The organism is Brevundimonas sp. DW-iso22 (assembly GCF_058725425.1).
This window is the reverse complement of record NZ_JBZXEB010000005.1, coordinates 46,792-64,734: the sequence shown is the minus strand read 5'-3', so window position 1 is coordinate 64,734 and position 17,943 is coordinate 46,792. Positions and strand designations below refer to the sequence as shown.

Below are 17,943 nucleotides of genomic sequence, written 5' to 3'. Positions count from 1 at the left end.
TCGGAAACGATCCGGCCGTTGTCGTAACTGGACCCTGCACTGCGGAAGGCCACGCCCATGAAGGAGTATCGGCATCGGGATGTCGCGCTGGCCGCCGGGCTTTCGGCGCTGGCCGGCTATGTCGATGCGATCGGTTTCCTGACGCTGGGCGGCTTCTTCGTCTCCTTCATGAGCGGCAACTCCACCCGGTTCGGCGTGGCGGTGGCGACCGGGGAGTGGCACCTGGCTGCGACGGCACTGGGACTGATCGGCCTGTTTGTGGTCGGGGTGGTGCTGGGCTCGACGGCGGCACGCCGGGCGGGGGAGGGGCGCAAGGCCGTCGTTCTGGGGCTGGAGGCCCTGCTGCTGGCGATGGGTGCCGCCTTATTGTCGTCCGGTCGGCCCCTGCTGGGCATGGTCCCGGTGGTGCTGGCCATGGGGGTGGAGAATACGGTGTTCCAGAAGGGCGGGGATGTGCGGGTCGGCCTGACCTATATGACCGGCACACTGGTGCGGGTGGGCCAGAGGATCGCTACGGCCCTGCATGGAGGCGCGCGCTGGGACTGGGTGCCCTTCCTGCTGCTGTGGATCGGGCTGGCGGCAGGTGGGGCGCTGGGCGCACTGATGTTTCTGAAGCTGGGCGTCGCGGCTCTGTGGTTCGCAGCCGCCGTCGTGGCCGGACTGGCTCTGCTAAGCCTTGTCGATGAGCGTCGGGCGCTAGTGCGTCAGGACGACTAGGCCAGCGTTCGACAGAAATCAGTCAGGACCTGCGGATAGAGACGGTGTTCTGCCTCCAGTACGCGCTGGGCCAGGCTGTCGGCAGTGTCGTCCGGCAGGATGGGCACGGCGGACTGGCCCAGGATTTCGCCTTCATCGACGCCTTCGCTCACCTGATGCACGGTGCAGCCGCCTTGGGTGTCACCCGCTGCGATGGCGCGGGCGTGGGTGTCCAGACCGGGATAGAGCGGCAGCAGGCTGGGATGGATATTGATCATCCGGCCGCGCCAGGCCTGGACGAAGCCGGGGGTCAGGACGCGCATGTAGCCGGCCAGGGCGACCAGCTGGATCGCATGCTGATCCAGAAGAGTCCGGATTTCGCGCTCGTGAGCCGCGCGGTCCGGTCCGAAAGGCTGATGATCGACGGCGTGGGCGGCTATGCCCTTGGTCTGGGCAACCGCCAGCCCTCTGGCGTGGGGTCGGTTGGCGACCACCAGCACGACCTCGAACGGCGCATCCGCCTTCTGACCCGCATCGATCAGCGCGGCCATGTTGGAACCGGCGCCTGAGATCAGGACGGCGACGCGGATACGGCCGGGACGGCTGTCGGGCATCAGCGGGCGGGGCGCGGCGGTGCCGGGACGAAGGCTCCGGCGGGTCCGGGGAAGACCACCGGGCTTTCGTAGCCATCCTCAGACACGGACGAGACGCCGAAGAAGAAGTCGTCGATGACGACGCCCGGCAGGGTCAGTTCCGTCGCACTGCCCGCCGACCGGCTGTGGGTCCATTGCGGCGATGTCGTCGATCTCCACCACACCCGATAGCTGGCGGCACCCGGCACGGCGGCCCAGCGCAGGGTTGTGTCCGGCAGGACAGCACCGGCGATGGTGACATTGGTGGGGGGTGCCGGAGCGCGTGCCATGACCGCCATCGTCGCGATATTCAGGCGTGTGGCCTGGGCCAGATAATCGAAATCAACGCCGTCCAGTGTGTCGCCATAGACCACGCCCTCTTCCGTGCGCAGGTCCTGATGCTGGCGATCATAGTTCTCGGACCCTTCCGTGATGCGCACGGCGGGAAAGCCGAGGCGCAGGAAGGCGACCTGATCGCCACCGCGGCCGTAGCGGTCGGTGCGGTAGACCATTTCGACATCCAGATTGGTCAGATGACGGTCGGCGATGCCGTCGATGAAACGCGCCAGGTTCCGGGACGGCGAATCGACCTCGCCGCCGTTGTAGCGGCGGCTGTCTGCCTCGGCCTGGGTCTCGAGCGTGCGGGTGCCTTCGGCGAAGACGCGGATGCGGGTGTTGTCGATCACCCCGCTCTGACCCTCGATGTTGCCGACCATGTCGTTGTTCAGATTGGCCATCACCTGCCAGCCGTTGGCCCTGGCGTATTCGGCCAGGATGCGGGCGCCGTGCAGCCCCTGTTCCTCGCCCGTCAGGGCGGCATAGACGAGGGTGGCGGGGAAGCGCTCCCTGGACAGGATGCGGGCCGCCTCGATCAGGGCGGCCACGCCCGAGGCGTCGTCATTGGCACCGGGGGCATCGTCGGTCGCGTTCATCACGTCTGTGACGCGCGAATCGAGATGGCCGGTGATGACGATGACCCGGTCGGGATCGGTGGTGCCGCGCTGGATCGCCACGACATTGACCACCTCGGTCGGGACAGGAATGCGCGGCAGGGCAGTGACGGTCTCGCCGGGCATGACGACCTCAAGGCATCCGCCACAGTCCCGTCCGATGGTCTGAAACTCGCGCTCGACCCACCGTCGTGCCGCGCCCACGCCGCGCGTGTCCGATTCAGTCTCGGACAGGGTGTGCCGCGTCCCGAAACCGACCATCGATTCCACATCGGCCCGCAGACGCTCTGTGCTGACCTGGCTGGCCAGGCGATTCACCAGCGCCTGTTCATCGACTGTCTGCGCCGCAGCAGGAATGGCGGCGAAAACGGCCGCCAGGGCCAGGCCGATGGTCAAGGTGCGCATAGGCGATCTCACTGAAAGCGGAGGCAGACCCTGCCGTGCACGTGACAAGCGGTCAACGCCTGTCAGACCGCCTGAAGCTGGCCGCAGACGAAGGCGACTTCGCCTGCGTTCAGCAGGGCCTCCAGCACCGGCTCGGCATTCTCGGGCGCGACGACCAGCATGAAGCCGACGCCGCAGTTGAAGGTCCGGCGCAGTTCGTGATCGGAGATGCCGCCGACCTCGCCCATCCACTGGAAGACCTGTGGCATGGGCCAGGCGTCCCAATCGAACGACGCTTCCAGACCCTCGGCGATACAGCGGGGCGGGTTCTCGATCAAGCCGCCGCCGGTGATGTGTGCCGCACCCTTGATCAGGCCCGCCTTCATCAGCGGCAGGACCGGCTTCACATAGATGCGGGTCGGCTCCATCAGGGCCTGGGCCAGGGTGCGGTCCTTGGCGAAGGGGGCGTCGTCACCCCACGACAGGCCGGACTTCTCGACCACCTTGCGGATCAGGGAATAGCCGTTGGAGTGCGGGCCGGACGAGGCCAGGCCGATGATGATGTCGCCGGCGGCCTGACGATCCAGATAAGGCAGGGCATGCCCGCGCTCGACGGCGCCCAGCGAGAAGCCCGCCAGATCGTAGTCGCCACCCGAATACATGCCCGGCATTTCGGCCGTCTCGCCGCCAACGAGGGCGCATCCGGCCTGGCGGCACCCTTCGGCGATCCCGGTGACGACCCGGCGGGCGGCGTCGATGTCGAGCCGGCCCGTCGCATAGTAGTCGAGGAACAGCAGGGGCTCGGCCCCCTGGGCCAGCAGGTCGTTGACGCACATGGCGACCAGGTCGATGCCGACGCCGTCATGACGGCCAGTCTCGATGGCGATCTTCAGCTTGGTGCCGACGCCGTCGGTGGTGGCGACGATCAGCGGGTCTTCGAACCCCGCCGCCTTAAGGTCGAACAGAGCCCCGAAACCGCCCAGGGAGGCTTCCGCGCCTGGCCTGCGTGTCGATTTGGCCAAGGGCTTGATCGCGTCGACCAGTCGCTCGCCCGCATCGATATCCACGCCCGCATCGGCATAGGTCAGACCGTTTTTCAGCTGGTCGGGGGTGTCGCTCATGGGTCACGGGCCTGAATCAGAGAGGCGGAAATGTGTCACGGCTCTTGCCACAACCGTATGGCGCGGGGCTATAGCATCGGAATGACGCCAATCACCACCACCGAGGCTTTGCGCGACTTCTGTGCGAAGCTGGCCACAGCCCCCTTCATCACGGTCGATACCGAGTTCATGCGGGAAACGACCTATTGGCCCAAGCTGTGCCTGATCCAGGCCGCATCCAGCACCGACGCCGGCATCATCGATCCGCTGGCCGAGGGCATCGATCTGGAGCCGTTCCTCGATCTGCTGCGCGATCCGAACATCCTGAAGGTCTTCCATGCCGCGCGTCAGGACACGGAAATCTTCGTCAAGCTGGGGGCCATGCCCAAGCCGATGTTCGACACCCAGGTGGCGGGCATGGCGGCCGGGTTCGGCGATCAGGTCTCCTATGAGGCGCTTGTCCGCCAGATGCTGCGACAGGACGTGGACAAGGGCAGCCGCTTCACCGACTGGGCCCGGCGCCCGCTCTCGGACGCCCAGCTGACCTATGCCCTGGGCGACGTCACCCACCTCGCGGCGCTCTATCCCAAGCTGCGCGACCGGCTGGTCAAGGAAGGGCGGCTGGACTGGGTCATGGCCGAGATGGAGGATCTGACCGATCCGGACCTCTACGACACCACGCCCGAGAAGGCCTGGAAGCGGCTGAAGCCCAAGAAGTTCAGTGCCAAATACCTGGCCGCCTTCGTCGCCACCGCCGTCTGGCGCGAGCGGGCCGCGCAGGAGCGTGACCAGCCGCGTGGCCGCATCCTGAAGGACGAGGCGATCGACGAGATCGCGGCACAAGGTCCCACGGACCCCGAAGCCTTCAACCGCCTGCGTTCCGTGCCCAAGGGGTTCGGGGCCTCACGTCTGGGTCTGGAACTGTGCGCCGAGCTGAAGCGGGTGCTGGCCGATCCGGAGGCCCATGCGCCCAAGCTGGAGCGTCCCGGCCACAACCAGCCCGCGCCGCCCTCGGTGGTCGAACTGCTGAAGGTGCTGCTGAAGGCCAAGAGCGACAATGCCGGCGTGGCGACCAAGCTGCTGGCCAATGTCGCGGACCTGGAAAAGATCGCCCTGGACGACGAGGCGGACGTGGATGCGCTCAAGGGCTGGCGTCGTCAGCTGTTCGGCGAGGATGCGCTGAAGCTGAAACGTGGCGAAATCGCCTTGGTACTGAACGGGCCGAGGGTCGAAGTCGTCGAGATCGAATAGTCAGGCGGTCAGACTGGCGATTTCGCGTGCCAGGTTGGCCCGTGCCAGTGTCTCGTGTCGCTTGGCAAAAATCGGGTCAGCGAACAGCGCCTCACTTTCCAGAAATCGACTGAGGATCGCTGCGCGTCCGGCTCGGTATATAGGCTCAGGCACGTGCCCGTACTCGTGTCGGATAGCCGCGGCGTAGGTGTCATATCGCTCGGGTTCAGCACCGAGGATCGACAGGTCGATCGAGACAAGTCGGGCTCCGATGGCATCGTCGGGCTCAACGGAATGCCCGGCTGTCAGCATAATCAGGCGGCTGACTTCATCGATGAAAGTCTGGTTCGCGCCTTCAGCCCTCAGCCGCTCAACAGCTAGCCTTGCGCTCGCGGCCTCGTTGTCATGAAGTGTCGAGTCATAGACCGCGTCGTGGAACCAGATGGCGACCTCCATCAGGCGGCGTTGTGCGTCGGAAAAATCCGTCGATGCCGTAACCTGAGCCAGACAGTCCTCGATATGTGTCATCGTATGATAGCGCCGGTGCGGCTCGCCGTAGCGCGCGATCAGTTCGTTGCGAACCGCACCGGAGATCATAGTCTTCAGGCCACCGTGGCGGTGACGATCTTGCCTGGATTGCGGGGCGGTTCGCCCTTGGGCAGGGCATCGACGTGGTCCATGCCTTCGATCACTTCGCCCCAGACGGTGTACTGACCGTCCAGGAAGGAGGCGTCGTCCAGGCAGATGAAGAACTGGCTGTTGGCGCTGTTCGGATCGCTGGTGCGGGCCATGGAGCAGACGCCGCGAGCGTGGCGCTGTTTCGAGAACTCCTGCTTCAGGTTCGGCTTCTTGGAGCCGGAGGTCCCGGTGCCGGTCGGATCGCCGCCCTGGGCCATGAAGCCGGCGATGACGCGGTGGAAGACCACGCCGTCATAGAAGCCTTCACGCGCCAGTTCGGTGATGCGCGCAACGTGGCCGGGGGCCAGGTCGGGGCGCAGCTTGATCACCACGTTGCGGTCTTCGCCGTCACCGGTGTCGAGTTTGAAAGTCAGGGTTTCGTCGGCCATCGGCGCGCTCCATGTGTTGAATCTGGCGGGGGTCATAGCCCGTGAAGGCCGTCCCGGCTATGTGGGAAGGATGAGTGACGACGAAAAGACCCCTCCTGCGCCAGAGCGCCGCCGCATGGTCCGCCCTCCGTCGGGCGGCACGGCCTCTGGCCGGGGCATGGGCACCAAGATGAAGACGGCGGACACCAAGTCGATGTCCAGCCAGCAATGGATCAAGCGCCAGCTGTCCGACAAATGGTCCGAGCGCGCCCGGGCCGAGGGCTGGCGCAGCCGTGCGGCCTTCAAACTGCTGGAGATCGACGAGCGGTTTCACCTGATCAAGACGGGCAGCCGGGTCATCGACCTGGGGGCCGCGCCGGGCGGCTGGGTGCAGGTGGCGCTGAAGAAGGGGGCCAAGTCGGTGGTCGGGGTCGACCTGCTGATGATCGAGCCCATACCCGGGGCCGAACTGGTCCAGGCCGATTTCACCCATCCGGGGGTGGATCAGCAGATGATCGACCTGCTGGGCGGCCGGCCCGATGTGGTCCTGTCCGACATGGCCCACAACACCGTCGGTCATCGCCAGACCGACCACCTGAAGATCATCGCCCTGATCGAGATCGCCGCCGACTTTGCCATCCGCACGCTGAAGCCGGGCGGGCATTTCGTGTCCAAGAACTTCCAGGGCGGCGATGCGGGGGGCGTTCTGGCGCGGCTGCGGGCCGAATTCGAGACGGTCAAATACGTCAAGCCCTCGTCGAGCCGGAAGGACAGCGCCGAAGTGTTTCTGGTGGCCATGAACAGGAAGTAGGTCTCAGACCTCGGCCAGTTCCGCTGCCCGCCGCGCCTTTCTGGCCTCGATCCGCGTCCAGATCCGGTCATGCACCGTGAAGAACAGGGTCTGAACCAGAGGCTCGATCGTGCCGATGGCCAGGGCCAGTTGCCAGTTGCGGGTCAAGGCGAAGGCGACGGCGACGGCGACGGCAAAGTGCATCACGCCATAGGTCACTGTCTTGGCCGCGATTTGCTTGAACGAGCGGGGCAGGGCGTGGCTGTGACCCGCATGAGAGCCGAAGCCGAGACCATGGCCGTGAGCGCGGGTCTGCTCCTCCGGCGTCATCATGCCCAGGCGGGCGGTGAAGGCCTCGGACGCCTCCTCGACTCCGGTCAGCATGCCGCGACGCTCGAGCCGGTGCCAGACGCGGTCGTGGATCGAATAGGCGATGGTCTGGAAGAAGGGCTCGATGACCCCGACCGCGAGGGCCAGTCGCCAGTCGCGCGTGATCGCGAACGCCACCAGAATCGCGACGGCCAGGTGCATCACGCCATAGCTGGCGATCTTCAGCGCAAGGCGACGGGCGGTGGTGAGGATGGCGCGGACCATAGGTGCTCAGAATGTGGGGGCGGGGCCACGCGGCGCAAGCCAATTGTCGTTATCGTCACTATAGGTCGCGGCAGGCCTTGCGGTTCCTGCCTGTCGGGCGTTATACGCGGCCCGCAAAACGGAGACTCCTCATGGAGATACGCGAAGGGCTTACCTTCGACGATGTTTTGCTGGAACCCGGCCCGTCAGAGATCATGCCCGCAGATGCGGACGTCTCGACGAAGCTGACCCGCGACATCAGTCTGAACATCCCGCTGACCTCGTCGGCGATGGACACGGTCACCGAAAGCCGGCTGGCCATCGCCATGGCCCAGGCCGGCGGTCTGGGCATTCTTCACCGCAACATGACGGTCGAGGAACAGGCCGATCAGGTGCGGGAGGTGAAGCGCTATGAAAGCGGCATGGTCATCAATCCCGTGACCATCACGCCCCAGACGACGCTGGGCGAAATCCGCGCCATCGTGGCCAAGAAGAAGATTTCGGGTTTCCCGGTGGTCGACCCCCGGACGGGACGTCTTGTCGGCATCCTGACCAACCGCGACATGCGCTTCGACACGGACCCCAATCGCAAGGCCATCGAGCTGATGACCACGGGCGATCTGGTCACGGTGCGCGAGGGGGCCGGACGCGACGAGGCGCGAGCCCTGCTGCGCGATCGCAAGATCGAGCGGGTCATCGTGGTGGACGAGGATTATCGCGCCACCGGCCTGATCACGATGAAGGATATCGAGAAGGCCCAGGCTCATCCTCATGCTGCCAAGGACGATCAGGGGCGGCTGCTTGTCGGGGCCGCCTCGACCGTCGGCGACGCGGGATATGAGCGGGCCATGGCGCTGGCGGAAGCGGGCGTAGACGTCGTCGTCATCGACACCGCCCACGGCCATTCGATCCAGGTCAGCCGCGTGGTCGAGCGGATCAAGCGCGAGAGCAATCGCATCCAGATCATCGCCGGCAATGTCGCCACCTATGACGCCGCCCGCGCCCTGATCGACGCGGGGGCAGACGCCGTGAAGGTCGGCATCGGCCCGGGCAGCATCTGCACCACCCGCATCGTCGCGGGCGTCGGCGTCCCGCAGCTGACGGCCATCATGGAAGCGGTGCGGGCCGCCAAGGCATCCGGTGCTCCTGTCATCGCCGACGGCGGCATCAAATATTCGGGCGATCTGGCCAAGGCCATCGCGGCGGGCGCCAGCGTGGCCATGATGGGCTCGATGTTCGCCGGCACGGACGAGAGCCCCGGCGAGGTCTTCCTGTACCAGGGCCGATCCTACAAGTCGTACCGCGGCATGGGCTCGGTCGGGGCCATGGGGGCCGGCTCGGCCGACCGCTATTTCCAGAAGGAAGTCGAGGACAGCCAGAAGCTGGTGCCCGAAGGCATTGAGGGCCAGACGCCCTACAAGGGGCCGATCGCACCCGTGCTGCATCAGATGGTCGGCGGCCTGCGCGCCGCCATGGGCTATGTCGGTGCCGGGACGATCCCCGAGCTTCAGGAACGCGCCCGCTTCGTGCGGATCACCGGCGCGGGTCTGCGTGAAAGCCACGTCCACGATGTGATGATCACCCGCGAAGCGCCGAACTACCGGCAGGGCTGAGGGACAGGTTCATGACGACCGAACTGATCTATCTGTCGGCGACCCTGATCCTGGCGGTGGTGCAGATCTTCCTGCCTGCCGCCGGTCGCACGGCCCAGTATGGTGCCAAGTGGAATGCCGGGGCCCGCGACGGCGATATGCCGCCGGTCTCGCCAGTCACAGGGCGTCTGGAACGGGCCCAGGCCAACCTCTACGAGACGCTGCCGCTGTTTATCGGCGCGGTTCTGATCGCGCATATCATCGGGGTTCAGGATGGCCTGACCCTGTGGGGCGCGGCGCTCTATTTCTGGGCCCGCGTCGTCTATGTGCCCCTGTACGCTTTTGGCGTGCCCTATCTTCGCACGGTCGTCTTCATGGTCTCGCTGGTCGGGCTGTTGATGGTGATCGCGGCTCCTCTGTTGACCCTGATCGGATCGTCTTGACCCCAGCTGCCCGCCTCGTCGCCGCCGCCTCCATTCTGGACAGCATCACACAAGGGCGCGCGCCCGCCGATGTCGTCATCAAGGCCTGGGGCACGGCCAACCGCTATGCCGGGTCCAAGGACCGCCGCGCCATCGCCGAGCGGGTCTATCTGGTGCTGCGCTCGCGCGGTCGTCTGGTTCGCGCCATGGGCGGACGCGAGGATGGGCGCGCCCTGGTGATCGGCTCGCTGGCTTTTCTCGATCAGCTGTCGCTGGAAGAAATCGAGACACTGCACTCCGGCGATGGCTACGGCCCGCGTCCGCTGTCCAAACAGGAACGTGCGCGGATCGAGGCCGGGGAGGGTGATGACGCCGATGCTGCCATCGCCGGTCTGCCCGCCTTTTTGGTCGAGGACCTGAAGGCGACCTTCGGCGACGATTGGACCACGCAGGCGCAGGGGTTGATGGCGCGGGCCCCGGTCGATCTGCGGGTCAATACGGCGCGGACGACGGCGCAGGCGGCGAAAGCCGAACTGACGGCGGCCGGTCTGAAGCCAGAGGCCATGCCCTGGTCGGCTGTGGGCCTGCGCCTGCCGTCGGAACCGGCCCCGAACGTCCAGGCGCTTGAGGCCTTCAACGGCGGTCGTGTCGAGATTCAGGACGAGGGGAGCCAGCTTGTGACCTGGCTGGCCGGAGCGGGACTATCCCTGACGCCGGACAGCGTCGTGGTCGACTATTGCGCAGGCGGCGGTGGCAAGACCCTGGCCCTGGCCATGCTGGCCTTGCCCGTCGCATCGTCTGGCCCGACCCCCGCGCCCAAGCCTTCGGGCTGGTCTCCGACGGGCGATGCTGAAGCGGTGTCCGCGCCCAAGCCAGCCTCCGGCGTCCAGCTGATCGCCTGCGACGTCGTGCAGAAGCGTCTCGACAACATCCAGCCGCGCCTGGCCCGTGCCGGGGTCGCCGCCGACCTGCGCCTGATCGGTCAGAATGGCGGCGGGGTGGAGGAGTTCAACGGCAAGGCCGATCTGGTCTTCGTTGATGCGCCCTGCACCGGCTCCGGAGCCTGGCGTCGTCACCCCGAGGAGGCCTGGCGGCTGAAGGCCGATGAGGTCGAGCGGCTGCATGCCCTGCAACTGCGTATCCTGACCCAGGCGGCGCAGCTGGTGAAGCGCGGCGGGCGTCTGGCTTATGTGACCTGTTCGGTCCTGCGGGCCGAGAATGAAGCGACGGCGGAGGCCTTCGAGACGGCGAACCCCGGCTTCCGTCCGGTGGCCGTCGCCGATCTGGTCGCCACACCCACCCTGACCGACGCCGCCCGCGCCGCGCTGGCAAAGGCTGCGAACGGCCACGCTCTGCGCCTGTCGCCCGCCTCGACCGACACCGACGGCTTCTTCATTGCGCTCTACGAGAGGACCTGATGACCGACCACCAGAAAGTCCTGATCGTCGATTTCGGCAGCCAGGTGACCCAGCTGATCGCGCGGCGCCTGCGCGAGGCCAGTGTCTATTGCGAAATCCATCCCTTCCAGAAGGCCGAGGCGGCGCTGGCAGGCATGAAGCCCGCCGCCATCATCCTGTCGGGCGGTCCCGAGAGCGTCCACGAAGAGGGCAGCCCCCGCGCGCCTCAGGGCGTCTTTGAAGCCGGCGTGCCGGTCCTGGGCATCTGCTACGGCGAGATGACCATGTGCGAGCAATTGGGCGGCAAGGTCGAGGGCGGCCACACCCGCGAGTTCGGGCGGGCCGAGATCACTGTCCAGAAGACGTCACCCCTGCTGGCCGATCTGGCCCCGGTCGGCGAGGACGAGACGGTCTGGATGAGCCACGGCGACAAGATCGTCGCCATCCCGCAGGGCTTTGACGTGGTCGCCACGTCAGATGGCTCGCCTTATGCCGTTATCGCTGACGAGACCCGTCGCTTCTACGGGGTACAGTTCCACCCCGAGGTCATGCACACCCCGCGTGGCCACCAGATGCTGAAGAACTTCACCCACGGCATCGCGGGGTTGAAGGGCGACTGGACCATGGCCGCCTATCGCGACGAGAAGATCGCCCAGATCCGCGAACAGGTCGGTGACGCCAAGGTGATCTGCGGCCTGTCGGGCGGCGTCGATTCGTCTGTTGCGGCCGTGCTGATCCACGAGGCGATCGGCGATCAGCTGACCTGCGTCTTCGTGGACACCGGCCTGCTGCGCAAGGACGAGGCAACGCAGGTCACGACGCTCTTCCGCGAGCACTACAACATCCCGCTCATACACGTTGATGCCTCGAAGGAATTTCTCGGCGCGCTGGCCGGCCAGTCGGACCCCGAGACCAAGCGCAAGATCATCGGCCGGGTCTTCATCGAGATCTTCGACCGCGAGGCGTCGAAGATCGACGGTGCCGAATTCCTGGCCCAGGGGACGCTGTATCCCGACGTGATCGAGAGCGTGTCGTCGTCCAGCGGCAAGGCGCACGTCATCAAGAGTCACCACAACGTTGGTGGCCTGCCCGACTATATGAAGCTGAAGCTGGTCGAGCCGTTGCGTGAACTGTTCAAGGACGAGGTGCGGGCCCTGGGTCGCGAACTGGGCCTGACCGACGCCTTTGTGGGGCGGCATCCCTTCCCTGGGCCAGGCCTGGCCATCCGCATTCCCGGAGAGATCACGCCGGACGCCGTCGAGACCCTGCAACAGGCCGACGCCATCTATCTGGACGAAATCCGCAAGGCTGGCCTCTACGACAAGATCTGGCAGGCCTTTGCCGTCCTGCTGCCGGTCAAGACGGTGGGCGTGATGGGTGACGCGCGGACCTACGAGAAGGTCCTCGCCCTGCGTGCGGTGACTTCGACCGACGGCATGACGGCGGACTTCTTCGAGTTCCCCTGGGACGTACTGGGCAAATGCGCGACGAGAATCGTCAACGAAGTCAGGGGCGTGAACCGCGTCGTCTACGACGTGACCTCAAAGCCACCCGGCACCATCGAGTGGGAATAGTTCGGACCTTTCGGCAGCATTCGGCATCGCTTCCGAAACGTCCACTAAGCGGCTGACAACATTGTGAATTCTGTCGAGACCCTTCGAAGCCATTCGGAGGGTCTTTCTTCGTTTTGTCGGACTGGCCGACGGTATGCCGCTGCATTGATCTGGCGGACTCGGGCTCATACCGTCCTGACAGCCGGCCACGCCCTGACGGTATTATTTCTCGGCAAGTCATTGAAGATTTGAGAGAAAGTTCTTGATGGCGCGGTCGATTTCGAGGGCCGACAGCCGAAGGCGATTATACCGTGCTAACCGACACCGCACTGAAGAATTTGCGTCCAAAAGCAAGAGCTTACAAGAGTACCGACAGGGACGGCATGTATGTCTACGTCTCGACGGGCGGCGCAGTCTCATTCCGCTACGACTATCGGTTCAACGGCCGTCGGGAGACTGTGACGCTTGGCCGTTATGGCCGGGCCGGGCTGACGCTGGCGCAGGCCCGCGAGCGGCTGATCGAGGTGAAGAAGGCGATCGCCGACGGGGTATCCCCCGCCGTTGAAAAGCAGCGCGCCAAACGTCGCCTCAAGGAGGCTCGCGATTTCGCACAGGTCGCCCAGGGTTGGATGGACCGCGCGCCGATGGCGGACAGCACCCGCGACATGCGCCGGGCGATTTTCAATCGCGACATCCTTCCGAAGTGGAAGAACCGCCTGCTGAGCGAGATCACCCCCGACGACCTGCGGGCGCACTGCAAGGCGATCGTGGACCGCGGGGCGCCCGCGACAGCGATCCACGTCCGGGATATCGTCAAGCAGATCTACGGCTGGGCGATCCTCCACGGCGAGAAGATCGACAACCCTGCGGATGACGTGGGCCCGGCGTCCATAGCGACCTTCCGACCGCGCGACCGATCGCTCACCCCCGCCGAAATCCGGATCATGCTTATGCTCTTGGGTGAGGTGGCGACACTGCCGACCATCAGGCTCGGCTTGAAGTTCATCCTGCTCAGCATGGTTCGAAAGAGCGAACTTCAGGACGGGGTATGGACCGAGGTGGATTTCGGGAATGCGGTCTGGTCGATCCCGGCCGCACGCATGAAACGCTCGCGTCCTCACAACGTCTATCTCTCCACCCAGATGCTTGACATCCTGGTCGCCCTGAAGACCTGCGCCGGCAACTCGAAATACATCCTGCCGTCGCGCTACGATGCCGATGCGCCGATGTCGCGGGCGACCTTCAACCGCGTCACCAGTGCGATCGCTGAGAAGGCCGGAAAGGGTGATCTCCCGCTCGAACCCTTCGGCGACCATTCCGGCGTCATGCAGCCGGTTTATCGCGAACTTCAGGGACAGTTCGATCGCATGTCGGCAGTTGTACAGGATCGGCATGGCGAGAGAGTCTCGACTGCCGAACATCTTCTTGTCGATGACGGCCACAACGAGTTCGCGCGCAGCCTCAATGTAGCCGTCGACATAGGCCTCCTCGCTGCCCTGCACGCCGATACAGGCGTTCCAGAGTCCATCGGGGATCTTCTCGAAGAAGGGGTCGGGGTGAGGAGCAGGTTCGGGCTGGGCGACGTCGGTCATAAAGTCCGAATGGCTCAACGTCGGAAGGTCGGCAAGCGCGCCGAATGTCGGGTCGCAGTCTTCCCACGCTCCATCGAAATACGACGATGCCCCTGAAGCGCTAAGGGCTCCGCCCTCGCGCGGGCCAAGGTGAAGCGGCTGCGCCGCCGGACCGGCCGGTCTCCCCGACCTTCCGCGCCGGCGATCGTCATCATGATCATCATCAAGGTCAGGCTTGTGCAGGTCGGGCGATCCCCCTCCGGCCGGTCCGCCCTGGCCCTTGCTACCCCGGTCTCGCCGACGGGCAGGGTTTCAGGCGCGCAGTTCGCGTGCCTGCAACCCATGCCCAAAGGAGGCAGAGACATGACTGCTCAATCCATCGAAACCGTCGCGACCGCGCCGCAACACGGCGCGGAACTCATCGTGCCGCTGAACCGGCTCAAGGCTTCACCGAAGAATGCGAGGAAGACGCCCCACAGCCCGGCGACCATCGAGGCCTTCGCGGCCTCGATCAAGGCCAAGGGGGTGTTGCAGCCGCCCGTGGTCGAGATCGAGCGGGACGGGGAGGGCGTTCCGACGGGAAACTACCTAGTGACGATCGGCGAGGGGCGTCGTCAGGGACTTCGGCTGCTGGCCAAGCGCAAGGCCATCAAGCGGACCCATCCGGTTCGGGTCATCGTGGACGCCGAGAACGACGCCCACGAGATTAGCCTTGACGAGAACATGATGCATATGCGTTCGCGGCGGAATAGCCGTTGTTGAGACACTGAAAACTTGCCGCGCGCCCTTTGGGGGCGCGCGGCTTTTTCATGGGGGCCGCCGTGCGGCGGTGAAGACCACCGTTGGGCACGGGACAACGCTCTCTCGGGAGGCGGACAGGTCGAAGACGGCGTATTCAGCCTTGCCGTGTGCGCCCGTATCGCGGAGACTCCAGCCATGAAGAAAAGCCTCGATCATCTGCCGGTGCGCAAACAGGCCGAACTCCGTCAGGTGGTCGAGACCGTGCGCGCGGCGTTCGAGGAGGCGATCTCAACCCGCCGTGCCGCGCGGCTCAAAGACGGCAAGATTCTCAAGGTCATCCTCTACGGCAGCTATGCGCGCGGCGACTGGGTGCACGATCCCGTCGGGCGCTACTTCTCGGATTTCGACCTATTGATCGTGGTCGATCATGAAGACCTGACCGACGGGGAATTCTGGCACGAGGCCGAAAACCGGACCATGCCTATCGGGCCTGACATCCGCACTCCAGTCAGCCTCATCGTCCATTCGCTCGACGACGTGAACGAGCAACTGGATCGCGGGCGCTACTTCTTCGCCGACATCGTGCGCGAGGGCGTGCTGCTCTACGACACGCCGGGCGCCAAGTTGCAGAAGCCGGCGGACCTCAAGGCACGGGTCGCGCTGGAGGAGGCTGAGCGGCACTTTGAGAAGTGGATGGCCAGTGCAGCCAGCTTTCGAAAAGTGGCGGCCTTTTGTATGTCGGACGATGAGCCGATTCCCCTCGACGCCGCCTCCGATCTGTCGGGGATCGTCATCGCGCGCCAGGCGTGACCTCCCCTCGACCACGCGAACACGCCTCGCATTCCTCCCGCCTTAATACGGACCTTGACGCCATGGCCGCGGCGGCCGCCGAGCATCGCGATGGCCGTAACTCGCCAGAAGTGGCGAAAGGCTATTCTCCGGGTGACGTTCTCATCCTGACGAACCTCCAGGCCCTTGCCGCGCTTAGCAAGGGGGACCAGGCGCGGGCCGTCCGGCCGAGAACAGTAATGCCCGAAGCGGAATAGGAGCAGGACGTGCCTCGCAACGCAGCCGATTTCCTGTCGATTTACCAGCAAGGCTTCGCGAGGGTCGCTGCGTGCCGTCCCGTTTGCAGGATCGCGGATCCGGCGTTCAATCTGGAGCAGACCCTGAGGCTCGCCCGTGAGGGGAACGAGGCCGGGACCGCGTTGATGGTTTTCCCGGAGCTCGGCCTGTCGGGCTATTCCATCGACGACCTGTTTCTGCAGCGGGCGTTGCTGGACGAGGTCGAGCGGCAACTCGTGAACCTCGTGGCCGAAAGCCGCGATCTCCACCCGGTCATACTGGTCGGCGCGCCCCTCCGTCGTGAGGGACGGCTGTACAATTGTGCGGTGGCTATCCACCGGGGGCGGATCCTTGGCGTGGTGCCAAAGGGCCATCTGCCCAACTACCGCGAGTTCTATGAAAAGCGATGGTTCGCCTCCGGGCGGGATGTGGAAGGCGAGATTACGATCGGGGGCGAGACCGTTCCATTCGGAATGGATCTGCTGTTCCAGGCCGACGACGTCGATGGCCTGATCTTTCATGTCGAAATTTGCGAGGATGTTTGGGCGCCCGCGCCGCCCAGCGACTTCGCCGCGCTCGCCGGCGCGCTGATTCTGACGAACCTGTCGGCAAGCAACATCGTGGTGGGAAAAGCCGACACGCGGCGAAGACTTTGCGAACTGCAGTCCGGCCGCTGTTGGGCGGCCTACATCTACTCCGCGGCCGGGTATGGAGAATCGACGACCGACCTGGCCTGGGACGGACAGGCCTGTATCTACGAGCTGGGGGCGCAGCTCGCGGAGACCGAGCGCTTCAGCCTGGGGTCCCAGATGGCCGTCGCGGACATAGACGTGGAACGGCTGCAGCTGGAACGTATGCGTACCGGCACCTTTAACGAGGCCGCGATCGCCAACGGGATGCCCGACCGGCGCTTTCGCCGGGTGACCTTCCATCTTGATCCGCCAGTTCACAACCTCGGCCTGCAACGACGCATCGACCGTTTTCCCTTTGTGCCCAACGATCCCTCCCGCCTCGACCAGGACTGCTACGAGGCGTTCAACATACAGTTGAGCGGGCTGGCCAAGAGGCTTGAGGCGACCGGAACAGCCAAGATCTGCATCGGCGTGTCCGGAGGGCTGGATTCCGCGCACGCCTTGATCGTCGCGGCCAAGGTCTTCGATCTGCTTGGACGTCCGCGCACGGACATTCTCGGGATCACAATGCCCGGCTTCGGCACGAGCGCGAGGACCAAGTCTAACGCCTACGCCTTGATGAACGGGCTCGGCGTGACCGTCGAGGAAATCGACATCAAGCCGCTCGCCCAGCAGATGCTGCAGGACCTGCGCCATCCGTTCGCGAGGGGCGAACCTGTGTACGACACGACGTTCGAGAATGTGCAGGCCGGGCTCCGGACAGACCTCCTGTTCAGGGCCGCCAATCAGCGGAACGGCATGGTGCTCGGCACCGGCAACATGTCCGAGCTCGCGCTCGGCTGGTGCACCTACGGCGTCGGCGACCAGATGAGCCACTACAACGTCAACGGCTCGCTCCCGAAAACCCTCATTCAACACCTCGTCCGTTGGACAGCGGCGAACCGCCTGTTCGACCCCGCGGTGTCCGACGTCCTGCTCGACATCCTGGCGACAACGATTTCACCGGAGCTCATCCCGCAGACGGCCGAGGGCGAGTCGCAGAGCACCGAAGGCAAGATCGGCCCCTACGAGCTCCACGACTTCTGGATCTACTATCTCACCCGGTTCGGGCTGCGGCCCTCCAAGATCGCCTTCCTGGCCTTGCACGCCTGGCAGGACGCCGCCGCCGGGCACTGGCCGCCGCGCTTTCCGGACGAGCAAAAGCGGGCCTACCCCATCGGGGCCATTCGCAGCTGGCTGGAGGTGTTCCTGCAGCGCTTCTTCGCCAATCAGTTCAAGCGCTCGGCCATGCCGAACGGACCCAAGGTCACAACAGGCGGTTCACTGTCGCCGCGGGGCGACTGGCGCATGCCCTCGGACGCTCATGGCCAGGTCTGGATCGACGAGCTGCAGCGCAACGTGCCGGAGGTTCTTGATCCCGCAAGCGACGATCTTCCTGCGAAAGAACCCAAGGCGCCGCCCGCCGGGGGCAAACCCATCGTCCGATAAGGCCGTCGCCCGGCTGCGAACTCCGGGGTCGGAGGGGCGGTTCAGGAACCGGAAGCCGGCGCCTGCCCATCCGGCGCCCGG

General features: G+C 65.4%; 17 protein-coding genes. 11 read left to right on the top strand and 6 right to left on the bottom strand.

The features are described from left to right. The first annotated feature begins 57 nt into the window (after positions 1 to 57). Positions 58 to 717 (top strand): YoaK family protein, encoded by a 660-nt coding sequence (locus AC4PRM_RS09010; protein ID WP_492039569.1) that lies wholly within the window; start codon positions 58 to 60, stop codon positions 715 to 717. Here the strand turns inward: AC4PRM_RS09010 and purN are convergent. The 3 genes from purN to purM form a co-directional block, all read right to left on the bottom strand. Then, positions 714 to 1,310 (bottom strand): phosphoribosylglycinamide formyltransferase, encoded by a 597-nt coding sequence (gene purN, locus AC4PRM_RS09005; RefSeq protein WP_492039568.1) that lies wholly within the window; start codon positions 1,308 to 1,310, stop codon positions 714 to 716. The two genes, AC4PRM_RS09010 and purN, sit on opposite strands and share 4 nt — an antisense overlap. Further along, the gene (locus AC4PRM_RS09000; RefSeq protein ID WP_492039567.1) at positions 1,310 to 2,683 is read right to left on the bottom strand and encodes a M20/M25/M40 family metallo-hydrolase; all 1,374 of its coding nucleotides are present in this window, start codon (positions 2,681 to 2,683) and stop codon (positions 1,310 to 1,312) included. Before AC4PRM_RS09000 ends, purN begins: the two co-directional genes overlap by 1 nt. 62 nt (positions 2,684 to 2,745) lie before the next feature. Continuing rightward, positions 2,746 to 3,783 carry a phosphoribosylformylglycinamidine cyclo-ligase gene (purM, locus tag AC4PRM_RS08995; RefSeq protein WP_492039566.1) on the bottom strand — a complete coding sequence of 346 codons (1,038 nt, stop codon included), beginning with the start codon at positions 3,781 to 3,783 and terminating at the stop codon, positions 2,746 to 2,748. 81 nt (positions 3,784 to 3,864) lie between these two features. On the opposite strand from purM, the gene rnd reads away from it, so the two are divergent. Beyond that, a complete protein-coding gene (gene rnd / locus AC4PRM_RS08990; protein WP_492039565.1) occupies positions 3,865 to 5,013 on the top strand; it encodes a ribonuclease D in 1,149 nt (382 codons plus the stop codon). Here rnd and AC4PRM_RS08985 read toward each other — a convergent pair whose 3' ends face one another. Both AC4PRM_RS08985 and AC4PRM_RS08980 read right to left on the bottom strand, forming a co-directional pair. Next, entirely contained in the window at positions 5,014 to 5,589 is a 576-nt protein-coding gene (locus AC4PRM_RS08985; RefSeq protein WP_492039564.1) for an HD domain-containing protein, read from the bottom strand. It lies immediately after the preceding gene. A gap of 5 nt (positions 5,590 to 5,594) precedes the next feature. Further along, complete coding sequence (locus AC4PRM_RS08980; protein WP_292175762.1) at positions 5,595 to 6,059, bottom strand: peptidylprolyl isomerase; 465 nt, start codon at positions 6,057 to 6,059, stop codon at positions 5,595 to 5,597. 70 nt (positions 6,060 to 6,129) lie between these two features. On the opposite strand from AC4PRM_RS08980, the gene AC4PRM_RS08975 reads away from it, so the two are divergent. Then, a complete protein-coding gene (locus AC4PRM_RS08975; protein WP_292175764.1) occupies positions 6,130 to 6,849 on the top strand; it encodes an RlmE family RNA methyltransferase in 720 nt (239 codons plus the stop codon). Between the two features lie 3 nt (positions 6,850 to 6,852). Here AC4PRM_RS08975 and AC4PRM_RS08970 read toward each other — a convergent pair whose 3' ends face one another. Then, complete coding sequence (locus AC4PRM_RS08970; protein ID WP_487921977.1) at positions 6,853 to 7,422, bottom strand: DUF2061 domain-containing protein; 570 nt, start codon at positions 7,420 to 7,422, stop codon at positions 6,853 to 6,855. 131 nt (positions 7,423 to 7,553) lie between these two features. Here AC4PRM_RS08970 and guaB point away from each other — a divergent pair, with 131 nt between their 5' ends. The 8 genes from guaB (at position 7,554) to AC4PRM_RS08930 (ending at position 17,862) form a co-directional block, all read left to right on the top strand. Beyond that, positions 7,554 to 9,014: an IMP dehydrogenase gene (gene guaB / locus AC4PRM_RS08965; RefSeq protein ID WP_373258602.1), complete on the top strand. Its 1,461-nt coding sequence runs from the start codon at positions 7,554 to 7,556 to the stop codon at positions 9,012 to 9,014. Positions 9,015 to 9,025: 11 nt separating this feature from the next. Continuing rightward, positions 9,026 to 9,436 carry an MAPEG family protein gene (locus AC4PRM_RS08960; protein WP_492039563.1) on the top strand — a complete coding sequence of 137 codons (411 nt, stop codon included), beginning with the start codon at positions 9,026 to 9,028 and terminating at the stop codon, positions 9,434 to 9,436. Then, on the top strand, positions 9,433 to 10,833 hold the full coding sequence (locus tag AC4PRM_RS08955; protein WP_492039562.1) for an RsmB/NOP family class I SAM-dependent RNA methyltransferase: 1,401 nt from the start codon (positions 9,433 to 9,435) through the stop codon (positions 10,831 to 10,833). Before AC4PRM_RS08960 ends, AC4PRM_RS08955 begins: the two co-directional genes overlap by 4 nt. Then, positions 10,833 to 12,386, top strand: a complete 1,554-nt coding sequence (gene guaA, locus AC4PRM_RS08950) for a glutamine-hydrolyzing GMP synthase (protein WP_492039561.1) — start codon at positions 10,833 to 10,835, stop codon at positions 12,384 to 12,386. The genes AC4PRM_RS08955 and guaA overlap by 1 nt, the downstream gene beginning before the upstream one ends. 290 nt (positions 12,387 to 12,676) lie before the next feature. Continuing rightward, positions 12,677 to 14,053, top strand: a complete 1,377-nt coding sequence (locus AC4PRM_RS08945) for a tyrosine-type recombinase/integrase (RefSeq protein ID WP_492039560.1) — start codon at positions 12,677 to 12,679, stop codon at positions 14,051 to 14,053. A 246-nt stretch (positions 14,054 to 14,299) separates the two neighbouring features. Next, positions 14,300 to 14,698: a ParB/Srx family N-terminal domain-containing protein gene (locus tag AC4PRM_RS08940; RefSeq protein WP_492039559.1), complete on the top strand. Its 399-nt coding sequence runs from the start codon at positions 14,300 to 14,302 to the stop codon at positions 14,696 to 14,698. 174 nt (positions 14,699 to 14,872) lie between these two features. After that, entirely contained in the window at positions 14,873 to 15,487 is a 615-nt protein-coding gene (locus AC4PRM_RS08935) for a nucleotidyltransferase domain-containing protein (protein ID WP_492039558.1), read from the top strand. A gap of 245 nt (positions 15,488 to 15,732) precedes the next feature. Continuing rightward, positions 15,733 to 17,862 carry an NAD(+) synthase gene (locus AC4PRM_RS08930; RefSeq protein ID WP_372692906.1) on the top strand — a complete coding sequence of 710 codons (2,130 nt, stop codon included), beginning with the start codon at positions 15,733 to 15,735 and terminating at the stop codon, positions 17,860 to 17,862. Positions 17,863 to 17,943: the final 81 nt, after the last annotated feature.

Coding starts and splice junctions, on each gene's coding strand:
- AC4PRM_RS08960 (WP_492039563.1), top strand. CDS start 9,026: ATGACGACCGAACTGATCTATCTGTCGGCGACCCTGATCCTGGCGGTG.
- AC4PRM_RS08980 (WP_292175762.1), bottom strand. CDS start 6,059: ATGGCCGACGAAACCCTGACTTTCAAACTCGACACCGGTGACGGCGAA.
- guaA (WP_492039561.1), top strand. CDS start 10,833: ATGACCGACCACCAGAAAGTCCTGATCGTCGATTTCGGCAGCCAGGTG.
- AC4PRM_RS09010 (WP_492039569.1), top strand. CDS start 58: ATGAAGGAGTATCGGCATCGGGATGTCGCGCTGGCCGCCGGGCTTTCG.
- AC4PRM_RS08940 (WP_492039559.1), top strand. CDS start 14,300: ATGACTGCTCAATCCATCGAAACCGTCGCGACCGCGCCGCAACACGGC.
- purM (WP_492039566.1), bottom strand. CDS start 3,783: ATGAGCGACACCCCCGACCAGCTGAAAAACGGTCTGACCTATGCCGAT.
- AC4PRM_RS09000 (WP_492039567.1), bottom strand. CDS start 2,683: ATGCGCACCTTGACCATCGGCCTGGCCCTGGCGGCCGTTTTCGCCGCC.
- AC4PRM_RS08935 (WP_492039558.1), top strand. CDS start 14,873: ATGAAGAAAAGCCTCGATCATCTGCCGGTGCGCAAACAGGCCGAACTC.
- purN (WP_492039568.1), bottom strand. CDS start 1,310: ATGCCCGACAGCCGTCCCGGCCGTATCCGCGTCGCCGTCCTGATCTCA.
- AC4PRM_RS08975 (WP_292175764.1), top strand. CDS start 6,130: ATGAGTGACGACGAAAAGACCCCTCCTGCGCCAGAGCGCCGCCGCATG.
- AC4PRM_RS08970 (WP_487921977.1), bottom strand. CDS start 7,422: ATGGTCCGCGCCATCCTCACCACCGCCCGTCGCCTTGCGCTGAAGATC.
- rnd (WP_492039565.1), top strand. CDS start 3,865: ATGACGCCAATCACCACCACCGAGGCTTTGCGCGACTTCTGTGCGAAG.
- guaB (WP_373258602.1), top strand. CDS start 7,554: ATGGAGATACGCGAAGGGCTTACCTTCGACGATGTTTTGCTGGAACCC.
- AC4PRM_RS08985 (WP_492039564.1), bottom strand. CDS start 5,589: ATGATCTCCGGTGCGGTTCGCAACGAACTGATCGCGCGCTACGGCGAG.